20 protein-coding genes are annotated in these 22,392 nt (G+C 55.2%); 11 read left to right on the forward strand and 9 right to left on the reverse strand.

Going from position 1 to position 22,392, the window contains the following annotated elements; translation table 11 throughout:
* Positions 1-2: 2 nt before the first annotated feature.
* From nqrE to nqrM, 3 genes are all read left to right on the forward strand, one after another.
* A complete protein-coding gene (gene nqrE / locus AC22G1_RS03625; protein ID WP_050660247.1) occupies positions 3-599 on the forward strand; it encodes an NADH:ubiquinone reductase (Na(+)-transporting) subunit E in 597 nt (198 codons plus the stop codon).
* A gap of 39 nt (positions 600-638) precedes the next feature.
* Positions 639-1,862, forward strand: coding sequence for an NADH:ubiquinone reductase (Na(+)-transporting) subunit F (gene nqrF / locus AC22G1_RS03630; RefSeq protein WP_487315552.1), 1,224 nt, complete (start codon positions 639-641; stop codon positions 1,860-1,862).
* 173 nt (positions 1,863-2,035) lie between these two features.
* Positions 2,036-2,269 (forward strand): (Na+)-NQR maturation NqrM, encoded by a 234-nt coding sequence (nqrM, locus tag AC22G1_RS03635; protein WP_083445973.1) that lies wholly within the window; start codon positions 2,036-2,038, stop codon positions 2,267-2,269.
* Positions 2,270-2,281: 12 nt separating this feature from the next.
* Here the strand turns inward: nqrM and AC22G1_RS03640 are convergent, their stop codons facing one another.
* Positions 2,282-2,560 carry a hypothetical protein gene (locus AC22G1_RS03640; RefSeq protein ID WP_487315553.1) on the reverse strand — a complete coding sequence of 93 codons (279 nt, stop codon included), beginning with the start codon at positions 2,558-2,560 and terminating at the stop codon, positions 2,282-2,284.
* 70 nt (positions 2,561-2,630) lie between these two features.
* On the opposite strand from AC22G1_RS03640, the gene AC22G1_RS03645 reads away from it, so the two are divergent.
* Both AC22G1_RS03645 and AC22G1_RS03650 read left to right on the forward strand, forming a co-directional pair.
* Positions 2,631-3,422 carry a helix-turn-helix domain-containing protein gene (locus AC22G1_RS03645; protein WP_487315554.1) on the forward strand — a complete coding sequence of 264 codons (792 nt, stop codon included), beginning with the start codon at positions 2,631-2,633 and terminating at the stop codon, positions 3,420-3,422.
* Positions 3,423-3,510: 88 nt separating this feature from the next.
* Entirely contained in the window at positions 3,511-4,722 is a 1,212-nt protein-coding gene (locus AC22G1_RS03650) for an alkaline phosphatase family protein (protein ID WP_487315555.1), read from the forward strand.
* Positions 4,723-4,862: 140 nt separating this feature from the next.
* Here AC22G1_RS03650 and AC22G1_RS03655 read toward each other — a convergent pair whose 3' ends face one another.
* The 3 genes from AC22G1_RS03655 to AC22G1_RS03665 form a co-directional block, all read right to left on the reverse strand.
* Positions 4,863-5,657 (reverse strand): hypothetical protein, encoded by a 795-nt coding sequence (locus AC22G1_RS03655; RefSeq protein ID WP_487315556.1) that lies wholly within the window; start codon positions 5,655-5,657, stop codon positions 4,863-4,865.
* Entirely contained in the window at positions 5,647-6,759 is a 1,113-nt protein-coding gene (locus AC22G1_RS03660; RefSeq protein ID WP_487315557.1) for a Fic family protein, read from the reverse strand. Before AC22G1_RS03660 ends, AC22G1_RS03655 begins: the two co-directional genes overlap by 11 nt.
* Before the next feature lie 127 nt (positions 6,760-6,886).
* The gene (locus tag AC22G1_RS03665) at positions 6,887-10,072 is read right to left on the reverse strand and encodes a TonB-dependent receptor (RefSeq protein ID WP_487315558.1); all 3,186 of its coding nucleotides are present in this window, start codon (positions 10,070-10,072) and stop codon (positions 6,887-6,889) included.
* Between the two features lie 275 nt (positions 10,073-10,347).
* Here AC22G1_RS03665 and AC22G1_RS03670 point away from each other — a divergent pair, with 275 nt between their 5' ends.
* Positions 10,348-11,394 carry an endonuclease/exonuclease/phosphatase family protein gene (locus AC22G1_RS03670; protein ID WP_487315559.1) on the forward strand — a complete coding sequence of 349 codons (1,047 nt, stop codon included), beginning with the start codon at positions 10,348-10,350 and terminating at the stop codon, positions 11,392-11,394.
* A 27-nt stretch (positions 11,395-11,421) separates the two neighbouring features.
* On the opposite strand, the gene AC22G1_RS03675 is transcribed toward AC22G1_RS03670, so the two are convergent.
* A complete protein-coding gene (locus tag AC22G1_RS03675; protein WP_487315560.1) occupies positions 11,422-11,784 on the reverse strand; it encodes a DUF4168 domain-containing protein in 363 nt (120 codons plus the stop codon).
* A gap of 176 nt (positions 11,785-11,960) precedes the next feature.
* Between AC22G1_RS03675 and AC22G1_RS03680 the strand changes: the two genes are divergently transcribed.
* The 3 genes from AC22G1_RS03680 to ycaO are packed head-to-tail and all read left to right on the forward strand — an operon-like array spanning position 11,961 to position 16,508.
* Positions 11,961-13,406, forward strand: coding sequence for an ATP-binding protein (locus AC22G1_RS03680; protein WP_487315561.1), 1,446 nt, complete (start codon positions 11,961-11,963; stop codon positions 13,404-13,406).
* Complete coding sequence (locus tag AC22G1_RS03685) at positions 13,406-14,731, forward strand: sigma-54-dependent transcriptional regulator (RefSeq protein ID WP_487315562.1); 1,326 nt, start codon at positions 13,406-13,408, stop codon at positions 14,729-14,731. Before AC22G1_RS03680 ends, AC22G1_RS03685 begins: the two co-directional genes overlap by 1 nt.
* Before the next feature lie 52 nt (positions 14,732-14,783).
* The gene (gene ycaO / locus AC22G1_RS03690) at positions 14,784-16,508 is read left to right on the forward strand and encodes a 30S ribosomal protein S12 methylthiotransferase accessory factor YcaO (protein ID WP_487315563.1); all 1,725 of its coding nucleotides are present in this window, start codon (positions 14,784-14,786) and stop codon (positions 16,506-16,508) included.
* 30 nt (positions 16,509-16,538) lie between these two features.
* On the opposite strand, the gene AC22G1_RS03695 is transcribed toward ycaO, so the two are convergent.
* Both AC22G1_RS03695 and AC22G1_RS03700 read right to left on the reverse strand, forming a co-directional pair.
* Complete coding sequence (locus AC22G1_RS03695) at positions 16,539-17,312, reverse strand: hypothetical protein (RefSeq protein WP_050660259.1); 774 nt, start codon at positions 17,310-17,312, stop codon at positions 16,539-16,541.
* Between the two features lie 120 nt (positions 17,313-17,432).
* Entirely contained in the window at positions 17,433-17,885 is a 453-nt protein-coding gene (locus AC22G1_RS03700; RefSeq protein WP_487315564.1) for a YaiI/YqxD family protein, read from the reverse strand.
* 273 nt (positions 17,886-18,158) lie between these two features.
* On the opposite strand from AC22G1_RS03700, the gene AC22G1_RS03705 reads away from it, so the two are divergent.
* Positions 18,159-19,784, forward strand: a complete 1,626-nt coding sequence (locus AC22G1_RS03705; protein ID WP_487315565.1) for a phosphoethanolamine transferase — start codon at positions 18,159-18,161, stop codon at positions 19,782-19,784.
* A 54-nt stretch (positions 19,785-19,838) separates the two neighbouring features.
* Here the strand turns inward: AC22G1_RS03705 and AC22G1_RS03710 are convergent, their stop codons facing one another.
* Together AC22G1_RS03710 and AC22G1_RS03715 are read right to left on the reverse strand one after the other, a co-directional pair.
* Positions 19,839-20,408, reverse strand: coding sequence for an NADPH-dependent FMN reductase (locus AC22G1_RS03710; protein WP_487315566.1), 570 nt, complete (start codon positions 20,406-20,408; stop codon positions 19,839-19,841).
* Positions 20,409-20,506: 98 nt separating this feature from the next.
* Positions 20,507-21,268, reverse strand: coding sequence for a hypothetical protein (locus tag AC22G1_RS03715; protein WP_487315567.1), 762 nt, complete (start codon positions 21,266-21,268; stop codon positions 20,507-20,509).
* Between the two features lie 146 nt (positions 21,269-21,414).
* Between AC22G1_RS03715 and AC22G1_RS03720 the strand changes: the two genes are divergently transcribed.
* Positions 21,415-22,392: a glutathione S-transferase family protein gene (locus AC22G1_RS03720; RefSeq protein ID WP_487315568.1), complete on the forward strand. Its 978-nt coding sequence runs from the start codon at positions 21,415-21,417 to the stop codon at positions 22,390-22,392.

Genomic DNA, 22,392 nt, shown 5'->3' on the forward strand with positions numbered 1-22,392 from the left:
CTGTGGAACATTACATCAGCCTTCTGGTTCGCTCGATTTTCATCGAGAACATGGCTCTGTCCTTCTTCCTGGGTATGTGTACCTTCCTGGCGGTGTCCAAGAAGATCTCCACTGCCATGGGCCTGGGCATTGCCGTTACCGTGGTTCTGACCATCTCTGTACCGGTCAACCAACTGGTAACCCATTACATCCTGGCTCCCGATGCCCTGGTTAAGGGGATGGATCTGAGCTTCCTGAGCTTTATTACCTGGATTGGTGTTATTGCGGCCATCGTTCAGATCCTGGAGATGATCCTGGATAAGTTCTTCCCGGTCCTCTACAACGCCCTGGGTATCTTCCTGCCGCTCATAACCGTTAACTGCGCGATCTTCGGTGCCGTGTCCTTCATGGCCCTGCGTGAATACACCTTTGGCGAGTCCGTGGTGTTCGGTTTCGGTTCTGGTGTGGGCTGGATGCTGGCTATCGTGCTGCTGGCGGGTATCCGCGAGAAGCTCAAGTATGCCGATATGCCTGAAGCCGTACGTGGTCTGGGCAGCGTGTTTATCACCGCTGGCCTGATGGCGCTGGGCTTTATGTCTTTCTCAGGGGTTCAGTTGTAAGCGCGGCTTTGCCGCGCCCAAAACGCAAAGGATAAGTCGATGGAAATCATTCTCGGCGTTGGTATGTTCACCGTGATCATCATGGTACTGGTAGCCATCATCCTGGTTGCCCGTGCCAAGCTGGTTAGCAGCGGTGACGTGACCATTACCATTAATAACGATCCGGAAAAGGCCATTACCGTGCCTGCCGGTGGCAAACTGCTGGGCGCCTTGGCCTCCAGCGGTATCTTCGTGTCCTCCGCCTGTGGCGGCGGCGGTTCCTGTGGCCAGTGCCGCGTAACGGTGAACGACGGTGGCGGCGATATCCTGCCGACCGAGCTGTCGCACATCTCCAAGCGCGAAGCCAAAGAAGGCTGCCGTCTGTCTTGCCAGGTTGCCGTGAAGCAGGACATGAACATTGAAGTGCCTGAAGAGATCTTTGGTGTGAAGCAGTGGGAATGCACTGTTATCTCCAACGACAACAAGGCCACCTTCATCAAGGAATTCAAACTGGCTATCCCGGAAGGCGAATCAGTGCCGTTCCGCGCCGGTGGTTACATCCAGATCGAGGCGCCGCCGCACCACATCAAGTACAGCGATTTTGATGTGCCGGCAGAATACCGCCCTGACTGGGAGCGCTTTGGCTTCTTCAACCTTGAGTCCAAGGTTGACGACACCACCATCCGCGCTTACTCCATGGCCAACTATCCGGACGAGAAAGGCATCATCATGCTGAACGTCCGTATCGCCACGCCGCCGCCGAACAACCTGAGCCTGCCTTGCGGCAAGATGTCTTCGTTCATCTGGTCTTGCAAGCCTGGCGACAAGGTTACTATCTCCGGTCCTTTTGGTGAGTTCTTCGCCAAAGATACCGAAGCCGAGATGGTATTCATTGGTGGTGGTGCCGGTATGGCGCCGATGCGTAGCCACATTTTCGACCAGCTGCGTCGTCTGAAATCCAAACGTAAGATCACCTTCTGGTACGGTGCTCGTTCCAAGCGTGAAATGTTCTACGTTGAAGATTTCGACATGCTTCAGGAAGAGAACGACAACTTCAACTGGCACGTAGCCCTGTCTGATCCTCAGCCCGAGGACAACTGGAACGGCTACACCGGTTTCATCCATAACGTGGTTTTTGAAAACCACCTCAAGGATCACCCGGCGCCGGAAGATTGCGAGTTCTACATGTGTGGACCGCCGATCATGAACGCCTCCGTCATCAAAATGCTCAAAGACTTGGGCGTTGAAGACGAGAACATCCTGCTGGACGACTTCGGTGGCTAACCGCGTCTGAGCACGATGTAACGTCCAAAATGGCTGGCCTGGTGGCTGGCCATTTTCTTTGGTGGCGAAAATTGCGGCGAGATGAACGGGGTATTTTTAGCCACCGAAACTGACAAGGGCGGCCAGGAGCGGTAAACTGTCGCCCTCAAAGCCAATCCGGTAAAGAGGCACTGATGATTGTTGTTTATACATTCGGCCTGTTTCTGCTGGTGATCCTGGCCATGGCGGTCGGGTACATCTTCCAGAAGAAGACCATCTCCGGCTCCTGTGGCGGTATTAGCGGCCTGGGTATGAAAAAAGCCTGTGATTGCCCGGACCCTTGCGACAAACGCAAGGCGCGCATGGCCAAAGATGAAGCCAAGCGCAAGGCCAAGGAAGCGGTCTGGAATGAGAACCGTATCCTGTAAAAAAAGCCCGCATTATGCGGGCTTTTCTGTGGGGGCCTGGCGCAGTCTGTTGATACAGGCAGATAAAATCTCATCCCGTATTCCCAGCACCTCAAAAAAGCCCAGGGCGTCCAGTGCCGGCAGCAATTCCTGGGTATCTTTTTCGGCCTGTCGACGGGCCTTTTCGCTCAAGTCGTTTTTCATCAGTAACCTCGCATTATGCAAAAAGGCGCCAACGGTACCCTTGCGTACGGTGACATCGGCAATGGTCAGCTTGTCTTGGTCATCTGGCAGTACGTGTTCCGGTTTCATGGCTTTCCTCCTTTGTGGTGATACGTTAGCCTGGAAAGGCTTTTGCCCATTATCGATAGGTTGCCAATAAATGTTGCAGATTGGCCAAGATGTCACGGTGCTGGAGATCGCCAATTACCTTGGCGATAACGCCTTGGAGTCGATGCAGGATGTGCGCATCAAAATTCTCCATGACGACCGCAGCAAGGGCATGGCCTGGCACGCTCACGAAGAAGCGCAGCTGATGTGGGTAACCAGCGGCTGCGCCAGTATGGAAACCGCCGCCGGGCGGTGGCTGGTGCCTGCCGGGCGCATGGGTTGGTTCCCGGGGCGTGAACCTCACCGGGGTAGGGTGATAACGCCGGTCACCGGCTTTAGCCTTTATCTGCGTTGTAACTGGCTCGACTACCCAACAGTGTTTGAAGGCTCCGAGCTTTGCCAAGCGCTACTCAAATCTCTGACGCAAAAGGTGCCGAGTGATGTCAGCCAGCGGCGTCTTGCGGCCCTGGGCGATGAAATCAAGGCGGCCAAGCCGTTGTCGGTTGGCCTGCCGCTGCCCTATTCGGAGCGCCTTAAAGCCCTTTGCGAAACCATTGCCACGAGCCCTGCTTTGGCGCCCCCTCTTGAGCTGGCGGCCACTCAGGTTGCGCTATCGCGGCGCAGCTTTTCCAGGCACTTCAAGCAGCAGACCGGCCTGAGTTACGGCCAGTGGCTGCAGCTGGCCCGTATCCATCACAGCCTGGTGCTGTTGGGGGAGGGGGGCCGGGTTAGTGACGCCGCTCTGGCGGTGGGCTACGACACCGTCAGCGCCTTTTGCCAGGTGTTCCGGCAGGTCATGGGGCAGAGCCCCGGCCGCTGGCAGAGCCTCAACCAGACGGTTTGACCCATATCCGCGCCTCTTGGCGTTTATTCCTTGGCTTGTCATTCAGGCCTGATAGAAAGACTCTTTGGCTAACAGGATGTATTGCAACATGAATAAACTTTCCCTGAGCTTACTGGCCCTGGCGATGCTGGGGGGCTGCCAGAGTGTGCCGGCCGGCAAAGAAGCCCCTGCGGCCGAGCAGCAAAGCGTGGTGATGATCTCCCTCGATGGCTTTCGCTGGGACTACATCGAAAAGCACGGCGCGCCCAACCTGGCTGCCATGGCGGCTGATGGCGTCCGCGCCGAGCAAATGCGCCCGGCTTATCCCACCAAGACCTTCCCCAACCACCTGACCCTGGTCACCGGGCTTTACCCGACTCACCACGGTATCGTGGATAACCATTTTTGCGACAAACAGCGCCAGGAGTGCTATTCCCTTGGCGACGGCGGCAAGGACAGTACCTGGCTTAAAGGCATTCCCCTTTGGAACCTGGCTGAGCTTAATGGCCTGAAGTCTGCGACCTATTTCTGGCCAGAGTCGGACGCCCTTATCGGCGGTATGACCCCCAACTATTACTACCACTACTCGAAGCAGGCCGATTACGAGGAGCGGATTAACCAAATCGTCGACTGGCTGAAGCTACCCGCCGACCAGCGCCCCCAGTTTGTGGCGGGCTATTTCTCCCTGGTAGATACCATGGGCCATCGTTTTGGGCCTGATGCGGAGCAAACCCGAGATGCGGTGAAAAAGGTTGATGCCTTGATAGGCGAGCTTCGCGCCCGCTTGAAAAGTGAAGTGAGCCAACCGGTGAACCTTATCGTGGTCTCGGACCACGGCATGTCGGCGGTTGACCTCGATAAGGCTATTGATTATCGAAAGTTGCCCATCAGCGAAGATTTTAACGTGGTCAATGCCAGTACCCGGCTGATGCTGTACGCCAAGCCCGGTGTCGATGACATGGCCATTGCCCGGCAAAAGCAAAAGCTGCTGGGCGATGCGCGCTATCAATTGCTGTCAAAAGCCGATCTGGCCGAGCGCCATTACACCGACAGCCCCCGTATCGCCGATATTATTCTGGAGACCCAGGCGCCGCTGGTGTTTACCGATAAAGACAAGAAAGACTTTCACGGCATCGGTGGCAACCACGGTTACACCTACACCAAGGATATGGGGGCCCTCTTTGTGGCCGAGGGCCCCGCATTTAAAAAAGGGGTGATGCTGCCGGCTTTTGATAATGTCGATGTCTACCCCACCGTCGCCAAGATCCTCGGGATAAAGCTGTTATCCCAGGTCGATGGTGAATTATTAATTGGATACTAGGGGTATTATAATATGGAAAATATTATCAACAGCGTTCCTATTTTTTATAGGAGAAATAGTGTCTATTGAAAGTGAATATAAAAATAAAAAATGACTTCTATGCTATAGCCACACTATTGTGGCTATAGCATCAATTCCACTTAGTTTGAAATTCGGTCATCGCATCTATAAGTGTTAGGATGTGTTATTTGGGAGTACTCCAACACATATCTCGGGTAAACGTAGTAATTTTCATGATCGCTATCCTTAAATGATGGGTTAAATATCTCTAGCTCCATTTTTTCTCCAGGAGCAACCTCACCAACAGAATTTTTCCAGCTTATTGTATTCCCGACTCTGACATTGCCACTTACGTTTACAAGATTATTATAATAGATCCTAAATCCACTGTCAGCTCTTGTCCCATCAAAGGCCTTTAAGTAGTATCGATTATTCTTTAACTCTACACTTGTTATTGTTAGGGTTAGAAAAGCTGACACTTTAACATTGGACTGACTTATATTTCGATAGTCCCATCCAGCTTTGTAAATTTGGTTTCCTTGCTCATCATTGGTGCCTGTCCACCCAATTTTCTTATCAACATTGATAGTTCCGCGAGGTGAGAAATCTTCATACCAGCATCCCGATGAGTCTTCATCAAATCTTGTCTGTGTTGCTTCAAACTGAGTATCCGAATGGTCGGATGCATCGAAGCAATGAGTCACAGTCGTCTTATTTCCATGAGAGTCATATACGTCTTCAGTCCAGCAATTATCATCATTATTACCTGTGGCAGATGCTTTATTAACGCTAAAGTTCCATCCCCATCCCGACCTAATACTCGATGGCATTATATGAGAATGGTTATCATTTATATCGTCTAGCACAGGAGTGCTAATGTCGATATTACCGAGCAATAGAATGCTAGATAGCGCTATTTTTAAACTAGTGTTCATGATTATCCTTAAACAGTTCGGTTTCAAAAACTTCATAAATTTCCATTGAAGTTACGCACTCTATAACGACTCTGTTATTGCACCTCCAGAGTTTAAATTGTTTTGAATGAGAAAGAGTTTTCAGTACAGCATCGAAATCATTAACCCCGATGCGCAAGTAATCAGGGAAATTATCTAGACATATCAAAGGTTTTTTTATGAATGTCCTTACTAGTCTATTTATATCGAATTTATTATTTGAAAGGATAAAATTGCTAGATATTATCTTTTTTGACTCTGACAGGTGCTTTTCCAAGCTGATCTGCAGATTGTTAACCCAATCTTTTGCCCTTAACCAGTATTTTTCATTTGCTAATGTGCCGATGCTAATCCTTGATTCTTCTAAACTCGAACCATAATCTTGATTACTTGCTAATCGATAGGCGGATAAAGGAATGCTTCTCTTGTTAGAACTTGTCATTGATTCTAAGAAAGCTCTAGCGGTACGTCCATTTCCATCATTGAAAGGGTGTAATGATATCAGCTGGTTGTGAAATACTATAGCTTTCAAAGAAGAGCTTAAGTCGTCTCGTGAAGTAAAAGATATTAAATCGTTTAGATATTCATACAATTTTTCAGGCCTGGGGGGGATAAACAATGCACTTTTTATCCCTCCTCCCCCAATCCAATTCTGGTTTTTTCTAACCTTTGATGTTGACTTCATTAATATTTTTGCATTGATTTCATTTAGTTTATCTAGGGTTATAGAGCCTTCAATACATTCTACTGTTTTCTTGAACTCGCTAGATTTTTTTAATAGAGACAGAGTTAAGTAATCATCTTTGGTAAGAGCCTCTTTACTTAAAAATAAATTTTTTACTGGTACGTTTCTTGCCTCTCTGAGTGCTATCCCACCAGAAATATATCGATAGATTATTGTTTCAATATCTAATTCAGAGAATAAGTTTGTTTTATTTGGGACTATAGATTCGACTTCATTAAAGTCAATATTAGATATTTTGAAAGGAATGTATGGTGATTTGCTATTCCTATTTAATATATTCTCTTTTTCCACTTTTAAGCCCATCCATTGACTACTATATATTACTTTAATTAACTCCATGAAAAATTGGTAGCAGAATTAACAATTTTATTGGGTATCTAAAGCCGTCTCTGATTGAAGTTATTTTAGATAGACAATAAAAAGCCAGCCCGAAGGCTGGCTTTTGCTGTATCGGTACAGACCTTGATTAGAAGGTGTACTTGATACCGGCTTTGATGCGCCAGGTGGATTCTTCAGCTTCGAAGGTATCCCAGTTGCCGCCGCTATAACCAGAGTTCGGTTTGTCGTACATGTAACGGCCTTGGCTATCCAGGCCAGCAAAGTCGATGAAGGTCACGTCAGTGTACTGCATGGTCTTCACTTGTCCCCAATCCTTGTTCAGCAGGTTAGCCAAGTTCTGGATGGTGAAGTAGAAGATACCTTTCTGACCCTTGGCAAAGCCGGGAACCTCTTGCTGGAATTGGAAGTCCAGAGTGGTTACCCATGGGCTGGTGCCTGTGCCTTTGCCAACGAAACCACTGCCTACGCCAGCATTAGCGGCGTACTGCATGATTTCCTCATAAGACAGCGGGCTGTCAGGACTCAGAGCAGGGTCGTTCGGGCCAGTCGGGATGTACGGCAGGTAACTACCAGCATTGTAGAAGCTGCTGTTATCACCGAAGTCACCGTCTTTATACATACCCATGGTGTAGCTGTAATGGGTACCGGAGCGGCGCTGGAAGAACAGGTTGAAGCGAGAGGCGTAACCTTCAAAGAACTCGTGGGTATAACCCAGAGTCACCTTAAAGCTGTGCTCAACTTCGTAGTCAGCAGTGCCGAGCTCTTCCATGTTGCGATCTTTAACGATGTTGTACTGATAGTTAGAGGTCGCAGTAGAAGAGGTACCGGGGTTACCTTCGTCGATGTTTTGGTGGGTATAAGAGGTGTACAGACTGACACCGCTATCCCAGTCTTTTTGCAGGCTGGTGCTGATGATCCAGGCCTTGCCGTCCTTGTTCTCGTTGGTCAGCTGCAAATCGTAGTGATCGCTGGCTGCAGTAGAGTCACAGGGCTCGTAGATGTTAACGCCAGCGGCGGTTTGGCCGGATACGCAGCGGGAAATGTCTTTCCAGGCGCTGTTATCGGTCATCCACTTACGCATCACTTCAAAGTGCCAGTTGAAGTCGTTACCCACGGACGGAATATCGAAGCGATAGTCAGTTGCAATGCGGGCAACCCAGTCAGAGGGCAGTTTGTAGTTGGGGTCGATGCTGTTGGTAGAACCATCACCAGCATGCATGGCGTCGGTTACCGCAGTCGGAATATCGGTAAGGGTAACGTTGTCCAGGTACTGGTCCGGAGTCACTTCACTACGGTCAAACTGCACCAGGGTGTAGCCGTCGTTGGAGAAGGAGTTGGACAGCCACACGTTGGGACGGCCACCGGTAAAGCGACCAAAACCACCGTTCACGGTCAGGTCGTCGGTTGCGTACCAGGTCAGAGACACGCGGGGCAACCAGATATCCAGGCCGTCCAGGTTCTCCTGGTTGGAGTAGCCGTAACGGTCATAGAAGTTCTGGTTAAAGGTTGGCTTGTCGCTTACGAAGTAACGCTCGTAACGCATGCCAAGACCCAGCTCCCACTTGTCGGAGAGGTACCAGGTGTCTTGCACATAGGCGTTACCCATACCCAGGCTGAAGTCGGCCGCAGCGTCATTCGGGTTGTTGGTGTAGGCATTTTCGTAATAAAAGCTGTCTGCTTGTTGGTTCAAGAAGGCATCAATACCACCACCATTTTTGGAGGTACCGAAGGTGTAAGAACCCAGAGAGTTTCGAACGAAGATGTTGAAAACATCCAGTTTCTGGTACTCACCACCAAATTTGAGCTGGTGGTCGCCGACGCTGTAGTTGAACTTGGCACCCAGCTTATAGGTTTTGTTGTTCAGCTCGTTGGCGTGGCGGTTGTAGTCCGGACCAAAGTTCAGGTCAGCACCAATGGTCTTTGTCGGATCTTCAGGATCCGGCACAAGGGTTTTGATGGTAATGTCGCCATAGGCCTTGGTTTTCAGGCCGGAGATGGAGTTAACCTTCTTGTAGCTGGCGTAGACTTCACTGGAGAAGTCAGGCGTCCAATCTGCATACCACTGCAGTTTGTAAACATCCATATCCTGCTCGTAGTTATACCAGTTGGTATCCAACTGCAGGGTGGTGTCTTTGGTGGTCTGGTTGTTGATGACGTTGCCTTCGGTCTTGTTGTAAGTGAAGGCCAGACGGTGGTCTGCGTTAACGTTCCAGTCCAGTTTAATAAGCCAGTTTTTGTTTTTGGTATCCGGAGCTGAATCCCAACCACCGATATCGATGCCGTAGACATCTTTGGCGATCTGGGTGACTTGCGCCAATTGCTCTTCGGTAAAGTTGGCTTCGTTGGCAGCGCCAGAGCCTGCTGGGCCCCAGCTTACCTGAGATGGCTCGGTGGACTCTTCATAGGCACCAAAGAAGAACAGCTTGTCTTTGATGATGGGGCCACCCAGAGTCACGCTGTAGGTTTTGCGCTCAAAATCCAGGGGAACGTCGTTACCGGTTTCCGGGTTCTCGGGAGTACCGGCGAGAGAATCGCTCATGTACTCGTAGCCCAAAGAGCCGTGGAACTCGTTGGTACCGGATTTGGTGACGGCGTTGATATGGCCACCGGTAAAGCCGCCTTCAGAGGCGTCAAAGGGCGCAACCTCAACGGCTACCTGCTCGATGGCATCGATGGAGATCGGTGATCGCTGAGTCGGGTAACCGTTGCTGTTCAGACCAAAGTCATCGTTGATGGCTACGCCGTCAACGGTGATGGAGTTGTAACGGGGGTTAGAGCCCGCGAAGCTCATGGGGGCGGTGTCGCCCGGCAGCATGTTGGCGTAAGGGTTGTTACGAGCAACTTCTTTGAGGTCGCGGTTAAAGGTCGGCGCACCTTGGATATCATCTTCGCCAAAGACGCTGGAAGAGCCTTTGTTGGAGGTGATTTTCTGGCCGTAAACGGTCAGTTTTTCGGTGTCGTCACCTTCAGCTTTGAGCTGCTCGTTCAGGCGCAGGGTCTGGCCCAGCTGCAGGAAAATACCGTCCTGCTGAACGTCTTGGAAGGTGTCAGAGTCAACCACAACCAGGTAAGGACCACCTACCCGCAGGCCGGTAGCACTATAGCTACCATCGGCTTTGGTCATCACTTCAGTGACGGTGCCGGTGGGCTGGTGCATCAGGATGACTTTGGTGTTAGCGGCGGGTTGGCCTTGCGGGCCAGTGATGGTACCACGGATGGATGAGCTGGTGTCATCCGCGTAAGCCACGGAAGAAGCGCCCAAGGCAAGGCTCAGGGCCAAAGCCAGGCGACTTTTTACGAGTCCCTTGATCATGTCAGTTTCCTGTGAAATGAAGGTTTAGAACACGTTTGCGTTGTTGTTGTCTGCTGCAAAAAAGTGCAACGGTTTCCGTTTTTACACGGAGTTTTTGACATTTTTATGTACAGTTGCCTTTTCGGGGAGCAACTGTAACAAAAGAGAAACGGAACTGTCATTAGTCTGAATGGTCAAATTGCGATGTTGAGCGGTTCTGAGAAAACGTTGTCTTAGTGTTCTTTTGTCGTCATTTTCGCTGAACGTGCTGCTATCGTTAATGCAAAGGTGGTTATTTGCCCAACCCGCTGTTAAGGATTGCAACTTTTAATGCCGCTTTAGAGGCATCGGCTTTTTGCAAAAAAAGTGATCAAGCTCTTGATCCTGAATCTCTGGCCAAAGCCATTGCTGCCAAGCGCCATCCTCGGCTTCAACAGGTTGCCAATATCATCAAGACCTTAAGGCCGGATATCCTGCTGCTAAACGAGTTTGATTGGATAGCCGAACCGCGTTTTGGCATTGAGGCCTTTTGCCGCCACTATCTGGAAGACGGAACCAATCCGCTGCAATACCCCTGGTACTTTGTGGGCGAGTCCAACACCGGACAGCCTATCCCCGGCTTTCCCGGCGAGTACTTCGGCTTTGGCGCCTACCCAGGCCAATACGCCATGGCGCTACTAAGCCGCTATCCCATCGAGCAAGCCAATTGCCGGACCTTTCAACACTTTCGCTGGGCTAAGATGCCGGGGGCCATGCGCCCGATGCTGGGGGAAGCCGACTTTTATCCGCAAAAACAGTGGGAAATGTTGCGATTATCGTCCAAATCCCACTGGGATCTGCGCGTGGATGTGCAGGGAAAACCACTGCATCTGCTGGCAAGTCACCCCACGCCGCCGGTGTTTGACGGGCCTGAAAAGGCCAACCAAAAACGCAACTTCGACGAAATTCGCTTCTGGGCTGATTACCTGTCGCCGGGGTTGGGCGATTACATTGAGGACGACAGCGGCCTCAAAGGCGGCTTTGTGGGGGAGGCACCTTTTGTGGTGCTTGGCGATCTCAACGCCGACCCAGACCGGGGCGACAGCCACCCCGGCGCCATTGACCAATTGCTGAGCCACCCCTTTATCGACAGCCGCCACATTCCTATCAGTCAGGCAGGCCTTCGCCGTGGCCATGGCGCTATGACCGCCGATTGGGGGTTAAGGGCCGACTATGTGCTGCCGTCCAAAAGAGGCATTAAGGTGCGCGATAGCGGTGTGTACTGGCCCGAGGCTGGGCAGAGGGAGCAGCAGGTTGCGGTGTCGGACCACCGCCCGGTGTGGCTGGATATCGAGCTGATATGAAAAACGCCGCGAATGCGGCGTTTGTCGTTACTGGATGTCGGCCACCCGTGAGCGCATGTTCGGGTCGGTTTGCACTGCCCTGGCAATGAGGTTGTAGTCCTCAACGCTGAGCCCCGCGTCCTTTACTGCTTCCACCATGTCTTGATTGGCTTGCTGCTGAATTTGCTGGGCCTGGTCTGGGTTCTCGCTCTTGTTGAGCTTTTCCATGGCACTGTCACGGATACTGGTGATGGATTTTTGTGCCGCCACAAACTGCTCTAACTTGGCGTCACTCACATTGACTTGCTGCTGGGCTTTCGGGGCCGGGGTCTGCTGGGCAGCCATCACAGAAGCAGCCGGCAGGGCGGCCAGGGAAGCGGTCAGCATGGCGGTGAGAGTCAACTTACGCATAGTAATCTCCTGTTGGCTTAAATTCTCACTCTGACTAAGGCGAGAACCGTGCCAACCCGCTCAAGAAATCAATAGATTACTGTTTTACATAAAGAAAGTTTGAACCCAGGCCAGCCTTTGCTGGCCTTTGGCGGCTACCCGGTGTGTCCTTATGTCACAGGGCAACGGGAGCGAGTGTGACAAAAAGATACAGCCTGACCTTAACCTGGCGGGTGCTATTGCTGATGTTCTTGCCATTGTGGCTACTAACCGGCGCCTCGGTGGGCCTTGGCATGCATTACCTGGGCGACCAACAAACCCGCAAGTTAAAGGACGATCTCAAACTGGTGGCCAGGGCCATTCGGGCGCCCATTGGCGAAGCCATCAACCAGGGCGACATGGACACGGTGCGCCACACCCTGGATGCGGTGTTCAGCCTTGGCCAGATCTACGGCGCCGCCGTCTATGACCGTGAAGGCCAGCGTATCGCCGCCGCCGGCATAGCCAAGCGCGACAATCAAGACAACCCGCTGGCGCTGCATCTGGTGGAAACCGGTCGCGACCGTGACGCTTATCAGCGCCAAGCCGGGCGGCGGGTGTTCTCCCACTTTGTGCCAGTCACCGACACCAGCGGCCAAATCACCGGCCTGGTCGAGGTAACCCGCAAGGCCAGTGATTTCTCAGCGTATTTGGAGCGGCTAACCTACTGGGCCTGGTCGGCTTGGGCCGCCCTTGGCCTTTTAACCCTCACCATCGTGCTGTGGGGGTATCGCCAAACGGTGGGCCGTGAAGTCGGGCGCCTCACCCGGGTGATGGCGGCGGTAGGCGCCGGGCAGCGAGGGCTGCGGGCGCCCATGAACGGCGCGCCGGAGTTTCAAACCATCGCTCTGGCCTTTAACCGCATGCTTGATGATATGGCCGGCGCCGAGCTGGCCCTTGCCGAGCACCGCGAGCAGGAAGCGCACCTTAGCCGCTCCCTTGAGCGCCAGCAGCGCATGGCCACCTTAGGGCGCTTGGTCAGCGGCATTGCCCATGAGCTGGGAGCGCCCCTTAACGTTATTGATGGCAGGGCTCGCCGCCTGGCTCGCTTTGACGACGAACCCAAAGCCCAAAAAGAGCTGGCCGCCATTCGCAGCCAGGTCGGGCGCCTTACCCGCATCGTGCGCCAACTTCTCGATTTCAGCCGAAGCGGCGCCCAGTTTCGCCCCTTGCCACTCAAAGATCTGTTAGAGGCGGCGCTCTTGTCGGTGGCCGAAGAGCAGCAAGGCGCGATGCCCAACGTTGAGCTGGATGTGCCCCAAAGCCAGCGGCTGCTGGCCGACGGCCCGCGCCTGGAGCTGGCTCTGGTAAACCTTATTCGCAATGCCTGCCAGGCCCCTTGCAACGAACTGGTGATCCGCCTTGAAGAGGACGAGCACCATTGGCAGCTCATCATCGAGGATGACGGTCCGGGCCTGCCGGCAGACACCGACCCGCAAACCCTGCTCGAGCCCTTTTTTACCACCAAACCCAAAGGGCAGGGCACCGGCCTTGGCCTTGCCATCGCCCAAAACGTGATGACTGACCACGGCGGCGAGCTGGCCTTGGCCGCCTCGGCGAAAGGCGGGCTTTGCCTGGCCCTGCATTTTCCCAAGGAGTGCTGATGCAAATTTTGCTGGTAGAAGACGATTCGGCCCTGGCCGAGCTGTTATGTGATGAGCTGGAAGCCGAGGGCTACCAAGTTGCGGCCCTGGGTAGCGCCGAGGCCGCCAGCGACTGGCTTGATGGCAACAGCGCCGAACTGGTTATCTCCGATCTGCGCCTACCCGGGCAAAGCGGCATGAGCCTGCTGCCCAAGGTCAAGGCCCAGCCCCAGGCCCCGGCAATGCTGCTTATTACCGCCTTTGGCACGGTCGACCAAGCGGTGCAGGCTCTTAAGGCCGGGGTCGATGATTTCCTCACCAAGCCTTTTGACATGGACCACTGCCTGCTCACCGTCAATCGCCTCCTTGAGCATCGCCAGCTTCGGGCCAAGGTGGCCGGCAGCGGTTTTCATGGCATGTTGGGCGAGAGCCCGGCCATGCAGCGGCTCTTTAAAAACATTGAGCAGGTGGCAAGGGCTGACGGCCCGGTGCTAATTCTCGGTGAAAGCGGTACCGGCAAAGAGTTGGTAGCAAGGGCCATTCACCGCCAGAGCCCACGCCGCCAGGCGCCGTTTTTAGCGGTCAACTGCGCCGGTATTCCCGGTGAGCTTTTAGAGAGCGAGTTTTTCGGCCACGCGGCCGGCGCCTACACCGGGGCCAGCAAGGCCCGCCAGGGGCTGCTGCGTGAAGCCGACGGCGGCACCTTGCTCCTGGATGAAATAGGCGAAATGCCCCCGGCCTTGCAGGCCAAGCTGCTGCGGGTTTTGCAAGAAGGCACCTTGCGGCCGGTGGGCGCCGACAAAGAAGTGGCGGTGGATGTGCGCATCCTGGCTGCTACGCACCGCGACCTTGAGCTGCGGGTGGCCCAGGGGGATTTCCGTGAGGATTTGTTCTACCGCCTGGAGACCTTCAGCCTTAAGGTGCCGCCCCTTCGGGATCGGGGCGACGATATTGCGCTGCTGGCGCGCCACTTTCTTGGCCAGCAGCAAGCGGCCGGCAAAACCCGGGCCCAGCACCTCAGCCCTGCTGCCTGGCAGCGGCTTTTGGGGTACGACTTTCCCGGTAATGTTCGGGAGCTGCAAAACGCCATGGAGCGGGCGGCGGTGTTTTGTGAAGGCGAGGCTATTGTTCCGGCAGACTTACCCGCACGGCTGCAAGGCGCCGCAACGGGTGACGACCAAAGCCTCTTTGACAGCCTCGGCCAGGGGGCGTTGCCGCCCCTTTCCAAGGTGCAGCAGGATTACGTGCATTACGTGCTCGACAAGACCCAGGGCAACAAGGTGCAGGCCGCCGATATTTTAGGCGTGACCCGCCGCACTCTTTATCGTTGGCTGCAGGGCGAGTGACACAAACTCGTGCTAGACTCGCGGCCTTTGTGAATACCCGTTGAGAACCCCCATGGAAAAGACCTTTATTCCCGGTAAAGACGCGGCCCTGGAAGACTCCATCGCCCGTATCGGCGGCGCCATCGAGGCGCTGGGCTTTACCATCGAAGAAGCCCGCTGGTTAAACCCAGCCCCTTATATCTGGTCCGTGCATATCCGCGATAAGGACTGCCCCCAGGTGTTCTCCAACGGCAAAGGTGCCACCCGCGAGGCCTCTTTGGCATCCGCCTATGGCGAGCTGATCGAGCGCTTGTCCACCCGCTACCTGTGGGCCGATTTTCGCTTAACTGGCGCCCTTAACGAATTTGGCCATGTGCACCAGAGTGACGAGCGCTGGTACGACGTAGAAGGCGAGTGGCCCGAAGAACTCTTAGACGAGCATTGCCGCGCGATCTATGACCCGGAAGGTGACTTGGAGCTTTCCGACCTTATCGACCACAACGGCGGCGACTCCGGCAAAGGTGTCTGCGCCCTGCCTTATGTGCGCCAAAGCGACGGCCAAACCGTCTATGTGCCGGTCAACCTTATCGGCAATATTTTTGTGTCCAACGGCATGAGCGCCGGTAACACCCAGGCCGAAGCCCAGGTGCAGGGGCTGTCCGAGATTTTTGAGCGGGCCATCAAAAACCGCATCATCGTCGAAGATATCGCCCTGCCGCTGGTGCCGCAAAGCGTGCTGGACCGCTACCCCCACATCGACGCCGGCATCAAGGCCCTGCAAGCCGAAGGCTTTGGCATTCGCGCCCTGGACGCTTCCCTCGGCGGCCGCTACCCGGTGATGTGTGTGGTGTTGCAGCATCCCAAAGACGGCGGCGTTTACGCTTCCTTCGGTGCCCACCCCAAATTTGGCGTGGCGCTGGAGCGGGCCCTGACCGAGCTTCTGCAAGGCCGCGCCCTGGATGAGCTGGAAGGCTTCCCGGCCCCTACCACCGACATGGAGCAAGTTACCGACCCGCACAACCTGGAGCTGCACTTTATCGACAGCTCCGGCTACGTGGGTTGGGGCTTTTTGTCCGACAAGCCTGATGTCGAGTTTGCCGACTGGGACGACCAGCACGACAACGCCTTCGAGCGCCAGGCACTGATTGACCTTCTGCACGAAGAAGGCCACCAGGTTTATATCAGCGAGCACACTGCCCTTGGCGCCTACGCCTGCCGCATCCTGGTGCCGGGTTTCTCCGACATCTACCCGGCCGACGAGCTGGTGTGGCACAACAACAACCAAGCTCTCGATTTTCGCCCGGTGCTGTTCGACCTGAACGGCGCCACTGAGGAAGACCACCGCGAGCTATTAGAAGCCCTGGACCAATATTCCGTTAACGACCAGCTGCGGGTACTGGAATGGGCCGGCATCGTTGGCGACAAGGGCACCCCCTGGGCGCGGCTACGTATCGGCGAGCTGCGCTTGTGGCTGCTGCTGGCGCTCTCCGAGCAAGAAGAAGCCTACGAGCAACTGGGCTCGGTGCTGGCCTCCGGCCATCTCACCGATGACGAGCGCCTGTTGTACCGCGCCATCTTCGCGGTGCTGGAGCTGACCGTGGAAGGTAAAGACCTGAGCGATTTTGAGCCGAGCCTGGTGAATTACTTTGGCGCTGACAAACTGGCGCTGGCCAAAGCCTTGGTGGCAGGCACTGAGCGCTTCCCGGAGCTTGGCAAACTGGACCCTGACACTCCCACCCAGGGCCATCGCCGCCTGATGGAGGCCTACGCCAAGGTCCTTAAAGGCCAGCTGCGCTGATACCCAAAAGCCGCCCCCAGGGCGGCTTTTTTAATGGGGGCTGGCGTTAAAGCTGATGCTGGGCACCGCCTCGCCTTTGCGCCTTAGCCGGCAGAAGGTGAGGTCGCCGCCGTGGGGCTGCCACTTGAGCCTGAAGTAATTGAGCTTGTGGCGCTGGGTGGGGTCTTTTTCCTGGTTGGTAAGGCGCAGCCGGTAGCTACGATCGTTAAGCTGCTGGTGGCTGAGCTTAATGCCGCTTTCCTGCACTGCCACCCAGTCGGTGTCGTGAAAGGGGTGCGGGCTCTTGATACCGCGGCCCACCAGCGGCGTTAGCGCCAGCAATATCTCGTCCAGGGCCTTTAAGGTCACGTCTTGTTTGAGTACCACTTCGCTGCCCACCTGAATAAGGGCGTCGAGTTTGTGGCTAAAGCCCTGCAGCGCCTCGAAATACCAATTGGCCATAGACATCGGCGCACGCGATTCTCCTTGCTCAGCCAAATCCAAACGCAGTTGGGCGCTTGGCCCCAGCATAAAGCTAAAACCCAGTTCGCTCATCGCCTCCCGGGGCTCGGCATGGGGCTTGTCCGACAAGGCCAGCAGCTTGCTGTAGTGGTAGGAAATAGGGTCGATGCAGTTATGCGGCCATTGGGGCGTGGCGGGGTGGAACTGCTGGTGGTAGTGGCTCATCAGCCAGCCAAGGGCTTGCCAGTAGCGCGGGGCGATAATGGGGTAGCGGTGATAAAGGGCATTGGCGCTGACCGGCGCCATGGTAGCGACAGAGCCGTAGCGGCCCTGTTTGACCAGAAGGGTATCTGCTTTTGGCATCCTTCACTCCCAAGGTCTTAGAGGCGGTGTTGCTTGGGGCGGGCCTGGCCCATGGCCCCGTTACCTCACTATGCCCTGTGGGCGGCTTTTTGACCAGCGGCGCCACGCCTTGGGGTTGGGTTAGGGTTTAGCTTGCTGTTGCAGGTAGCGGTCCAGGGCGTTGGCAAAGTCCTGGCGGTCGCTCTGGCTGATGGGCGGCGGCCCGCCGGTTTGAATACCGCTGGCACGCAAGGTGTCCATGAAATCGCGCATGTTCAGGCGCTGGCGGATGGTGTCGTCGCGGTACAGCTCACCACGCGGGTTAAGGGCCTGGGCGCCTTTTTCCATGACTTCGGCGGCCAGGGGGATGTCGGCGGTCACTACCAAATCGCCTTTTTGCACCTCGGCGGCGATATGGTTGTCGGCAATATCAAAGCCCTTGGGCACGGTAATGCTGCGCACCCACTTGCCGGGCGGCACCGCCAGTGACTGGTTGGCAACCAGGATCACTGGCGTCTGGGTGCGCTCGGCGGCGCGAAAAAGAATGTCCTTGATAACCCGGGGGCAGGCGTCGGCGTCAACCCAGATGGTCATGGCAGCTCTCGTTGGTAAAACGCCATTCTACCTTTTGCTCCGGCGCTTGGGGGCAGAAGTTACGCGGTGGCTTAAATCCGCACTCAGCCGCGGCCTGTTAAGGCTTAGATAAGCCACGCCCGCTATAAAAAGGGCTCTTTTAGCGTGTCTTTTTTCCGGCGAATTTTTGCCGCCGTAGAAACTTAAATTTTCCTTAAATTTTTCAAAGTGCTTTTTAAGAAGCGCTTAAGTTGACTGGCATAGCCTTGGCTGGGTTTATTCAGGGGTCTTGCCATGTTCCGTAAATCGCTCACTTGGGCGGTGCTGTCTGCACTGCTTATCGTTATTGTTGGTAACTTGGTGCTGTACGGCAAAATTGCCGCGCTGCCCATTCCCATTGCCGAGCGGATCGACATGGGCTTGGTGGTGTCTTGGCTGGTTACCGGCGTCATCACGCTGCTGCTGATGCTCTTTACCTTCAAACCCCTGTTTAAACCTGTGGTGTCGGTGCTGTTTTTCATCACTGCCATGGCCACCTATTTCACCTGGAGCTACGGCATCGGTATCGACCAGGACATGATCCGTAACGTCATGGAAACCGATACTGCTGAAGTCTCCGATCTGGTCAGCCCCGCCCTTATCGGTGTGATCCTGGCGGTGGTGGCGCTGCTGGTATTGTTCTGGCGCCTGCCCCTGACTTACCCCAAAGGCCTGCGTGGCCTCGGTGTACGCGGCATCTGGCTGGTGGCAGCACTGGTGGCAACGGTTGCCGTGCCCTGGATGCAATATGACCTGCTGGCCGGTACTGTGCGTAACTACCGCGAGCTGCGCCATGATGTCAGCCCCGCCAACTGGATGGTGGGTACCGGTAAATATGTGGCCAGCCTGACCCGCGCGCCGCTCAAGCACCAGCAACTGGGCCTGGATGCCACCTTGAAAACGCCTGAACGGCCACGGCTGGTGGTGATGGTGGTAGGTGAAACCGCCCGCGCCGATGATTTTGGCCTTAATGGCTCTCGGAACAATACCACCCCTGAACTGGCCAAGGCCGGTGTAGTGAACTTTCCCAAGCTCTCTTCTTGCGGCACCGCCACGGCTATCTCCGTGCCCTGCATGTTCTCTTATGAAAACCAGAGCAATTTTGACGTAGAAAAATCCAAATACAGTGACAACGTGCTGGATATCCTGGCCCGCGCCGGGGTAGATGTGGTCTGGCGCGACAACAACTCCGGCTGTAAGGATGTCTGTACCCGGGTGAGCTACCAAACCGTGGAGAGCCTCGAGCAACCCGGTAACTGCAACAAAGAGTGCTTTGATATGGGGCTACTGTATCAGCTCGACAAAGTGCTACCGCCTAAGCCTCGTGACGTGCTCATTGTGCTGCACATGATGGGCAGCCATGGCCCGGCCTATTACAAGCGTTATCCGCCGGAATTTGAGCGTTTCAAGCCCGTTTGCAAAAGTAACGAGCCTAAGGATTGCAGCCAGGAAGCGCTCACTAACACCTACGACAACTCCATTCTCTACACCGACCATGTGCTGGCGCAGCTCATCACCTTCCTTAAAGGGGTCAAGGGCTATGACACCGGCATGCTGTACCTGTCTGACCACGGTGAGTCCCTTGGCGAATACGGCATCTACCTGCACGGCGCGCCGCGCTGGATGGCGCCACCCCAGCAAACCCATATTCCCGGTATCACCTGGCTGTCAGCCGGCCTGCAACAGCAACTGGGCGTGGATGACCAGTGCCTGCAAAAACGGGCCGACATGCCCCACTCTCAGGACGATATCTTCCACTCCTTGCTGGGGATCATGGGCGTGAAAACCAAGCTCTACCAAAACGCCAACGACTGGTACACCAGCTGTCCCGGCTTGCAATTGGCGGGCGCTAAGGAAGAGCCAAGACCGCTGGAACAGTAAAATAAGAGACAAAAAAAGGGCTCACCTCGGTGAGCCCTTTTTTATGGCTGAAATTCAGGCTTTGCTGCGCGCCACAAAGTGAGAAAGCTGGCCAGCCAGCATTTCTTTGAAGGGACCCGCTTTCAGGCTGCCGTCAGCTTCAAGGGCCTCGTGGCCAGCGGGGATGGCCAGTTGGTCAGGCATCACCAGCACGCCGATATTACCCAGCAGCATCCGCAGCATCACTAGGCCACGCAGGCCGCCAAGGCCGCCAGGGCTGGTGGCCAGCAATTGCGCGGTCTTGCCGTGAAAGGCGACAAGGCCGGGCACGGCACCGTCGGGGCGGGACATCCAGTCGATGGTGTTTTTCAGCAAAGGGCTGAAAGCCGAGTTGTATTCGGGGGAGGCGATACAAAAGCCGTCATGGCCAGCAAAAAGGTCGCGCAGCGCCTTGGCATTGGCCGGGATCCCTTCAGCGGCTTCCAGGTCGCCGTCATACAGGGGCATGGGGTAGTCGGCGAGATCGACCAGAGTGACGTCGGCGCCATGCTGGTCAGCGACTTTGGCGGCATAGGCGGCGAGTTTTTTATTGAGAGAGTCTTTCCTGGCGGAACCGGCCAGGAACACGAGCTTGGGTCTAGTCATGGGAAATCCTTATTACGAGCGTCGTTTGGGAGTTACTGGCCTCAGTGTCATCAACTGAGCGCAGCGTCGCAACGACCCGGCCGCCCAAATCAGGAGTTTCACTGTTTCGGTTTTGTCGACTTCTCTGGCCACAACCAGGCAACCACCAGTAATAGCGCACTTTTAAGTAGGTCAGCGCCGGTGGCGGTGAGCCAGCAGTACATCAGGGCGTCGTCGAAGGTGGCCAGAAAGTGCAGCTTGATAAGGAGCGCCAGGCTGATGGCAAGGGCGCCCCAAAGGCGGCTGGCGGGTATCAGGAATAGGGCGGCGGCCAGCAGATCCCAGGCTCCGGCCAGGGTGGCGACGTTTTTTGAGCCAAGCAAGGTGTCTAGCCAACGGGTGAGCGGCGAGCTTTGTACCAGCATGGCCAAATCACCGGCCTGGGCCTGGGTAAAATTCATGGCGCCAAGCCAGATAAACACCAGCGCCAGCCCCGTCATACCCAGCCATTTGCTTTGCTGGCGATAGCCCAGCAGCCAAAGGGGCAGGGCACATACCGCCAGTTGTTTGATGAGGGTTTGCCCGGCACCGATGGCGGGAAAACCGCCGCTACTTTGCATCCACACCGGGTAGCAAAAAAGCGCCAGCATCGGCGCGGCCAGCACCAGCAACAATGGCCAAAGTGCCTGGCGGTATCGCGGGGTAAGCAGCCAGATCGCCAGCAGCAGCTGTAGCCCGGCCCAGCCCATGGGCAGCCAGTCAGGGAACATCAATGGCCCCCTGGTCATCAGGAAATTAAGGTTCATGCCCTTGGACATCAGGGTAGAGAGCCCCTGCCAGGTCAGAAACAGCACCAGTACTGCTCGAATAAATAACGCCATCGCTCACCTTCCACTTCAGCCCCTTGTAAGACCTTGCCGCAGGCGGCTTTCTTTCAGTTAAGCGAAGGGATTTGTTCGTTTTTTTAAAGTGGCGTCTAAGCTTGTGCTGTGTTGCCATTGGGGCAGATAAAGAATGGAGGTGAGTGATGGGACTTCTGGTCAACGGCCAATGGCAGGACAAGTGGTACGACACCAGCAAAAGCGGTGGCGAGTTCAAGCGCGAAGCGGCGCAGCTGCGTAACTGGGTAACCGCAGACGGCAGCCCTGGCCCCAGTGGTGATGGCGGCTTTGCTGCCGAAAGTGGCCGCTATCATCTGTATGTGTCCCTGGCCTGCCCCTGGGCCCACCGCACCCTCATCTTTCGCAAGTTAAAGGGCCTTGAGAGCCATATTCCGGTGACAGTGGTGAGCTATCTGATGCTCGAAGACGGCTGGACTTTTGATAAAGACACCGGCTCCAGCGGCGATGCACTCTTTGACCAATCCTTCCTGCACCAGCTCTACACCCGCAACAAGGCCGACTACTCGGGCCGGGTAACGGTGCCGGTGTTGTGGGACACCCACACCAACCGCATCGTCTCCAATGAATCGGCGGAAATTATCCGCATGTTCAATAGCGCCTTTAACGAGCTGACCGGTAACGAGCGTGATTTCTACCCCGAGGCCCTGGCCGGGGAGATAGACGACATCAACGCCATTGTTTACGACAACATCAATAACGGCGTTTACAAGGCCGGCTTTGCCACCAGCCAAGAGGCCTACGAAGCGGCCTACGATAGCGTTTTTGCCACCCTCGACGCGTTAGAAGACCGCCTAGCGCGCCAGCGCTACCTGGTGGGCAAGCACCTGACCGAAGCGGACTGGCGGCTTTTTACCAGCCTTATCCGTTTTGACGCGGTCTACCACGGCCACTTCAAGTGCAACCGCCAAAAGCTCAGCGAATTCCCGCACCTGTTTGAGTACGTTAAAGAGCTCTATCAGTACCCCGGCATCAGCGAGACCGTGGATTTCACCCACATCAAGGGGCACTACTACGGCTCGCACCGCACCATCAACCCCACAGCTGTGGTGCCCAAAGGGCCAGATCTTGACTGGCTCATACCCCATCAGCGCGAAGGGGTATGA

The sequence above is a fragment of the Gallaecimonas zhanjiangensis genome (assembly GCF_057624825.1).

Coding starts and splice junctions, on each gene's coding strand:
- nqrF (WP_487315552.1), top strand. CDS start 639: ATGGAAATCATTCTCGGCGTTGGTATGTTCACCGTGATCATCATGGTA.
- nqrM (WP_083445973.1), top strand. CDS start 2,036: ATGATTGTTGTTTATACATTCGGCCTGTTTCTGCTGGTGATCCTGGCC.
- AC22G1_RS03640 (WP_487315553.1), bottom strand. CDS start 2,560: ATGAAACCGGAACACGTACTGCCAGATGACCAAGACAAGCTGACCATT.
- AC22G1_RS03645 (WP_487315554.1), top strand. CDS start 2,631: ATGTTGCAGATTGGCCAAGATGTCACGGTGCTGGAGATCGCCAATTAC.
- AC22G1_RS03650 (WP_487315555.1), top strand. CDS start 3,511: ATGAATAAACTTTCCCTGAGCTTACTGGCCCTGGCGATGCTGGGGGGC.
- AC22G1_RS03655 (WP_487315556.1), bottom strand. CDS start 5,657: ATGAACACTAGTTTAAAAATAGCGCTATCTAGCATTCTATTGCTCGGT.
- AC22G1_RS03660 (WP_487315557.1), bottom strand. CDS start 6,759: ATGGAGTTAATTAAAGTAATATATAGTAGTCAATGGATGGGCTTAAAA.
- AC22G1_RS03665 (WP_487315558.1), bottom strand. CDS start 10,072: ATGATCAAGGGACTCGTAAAAAGTCGCCTGGCTTTGGCCCTGAGCCTT.
- AC22G1_RS03675 (WP_487315560.1), bottom strand. CDS start 11,784: ATGCGTAAGTTGACTCTCACCGCCATGCTGACCGCTTCCCTGGCCGCC.
- AC22G1_RS03685 (WP_487315562.1), top strand. CDS start 13,406: ATGCAAATTTTGCTGGTAGAAGACGATTCGGCCCTGGCCGAGCTGTTA.
- ycaO (WP_487315563.1), top strand. CDS start 14,784: ATGGAAAAGACCTTTATTCCCGGTAAAGACGCGGCCCTGGAAGACTCC.
- AC22G1_RS03695 (WP_050660259.1), bottom strand. CDS start 17,312: ATGCCAAAAGCAGATACCCTTCTGGTCAAACAGGGCCGCTACGGCTCT.
- AC22G1_RS03700 (WP_487315564.1), bottom strand. CDS start 17,885: ATGACCATCTGGGTTGACGCCGACGCCTGCCCCCGGGTTATCAAGGAC.
- AC22G1_RS03705 (WP_487315565.1), top strand. CDS start 18,159: ATGTTCCGTAAATCGCTCACTTGGGCGGTGCTGTCTGCACTGCTTATC.
- AC22G1_RS03710 (WP_487315566.1), bottom strand. CDS start 20,408: ATGACTAGACCCAAGCTCGTGTTCCTGGCCGGTTCCGCCAGGAAAGAC.
- AC22G1_RS03715 (WP_487315567.1), bottom strand. CDS start 21,268: ATGGCGTTATTTATTCGAGCAGTACTGGTGCTGTTTCTGACCTGGCAG.
- AC22G1_RS03720 (WP_487315568.1), top strand. CDS start 21,415: ATGGGACTTCTGGTCAACGGCCAATGGCAGGACAAGTGGTACGACACC.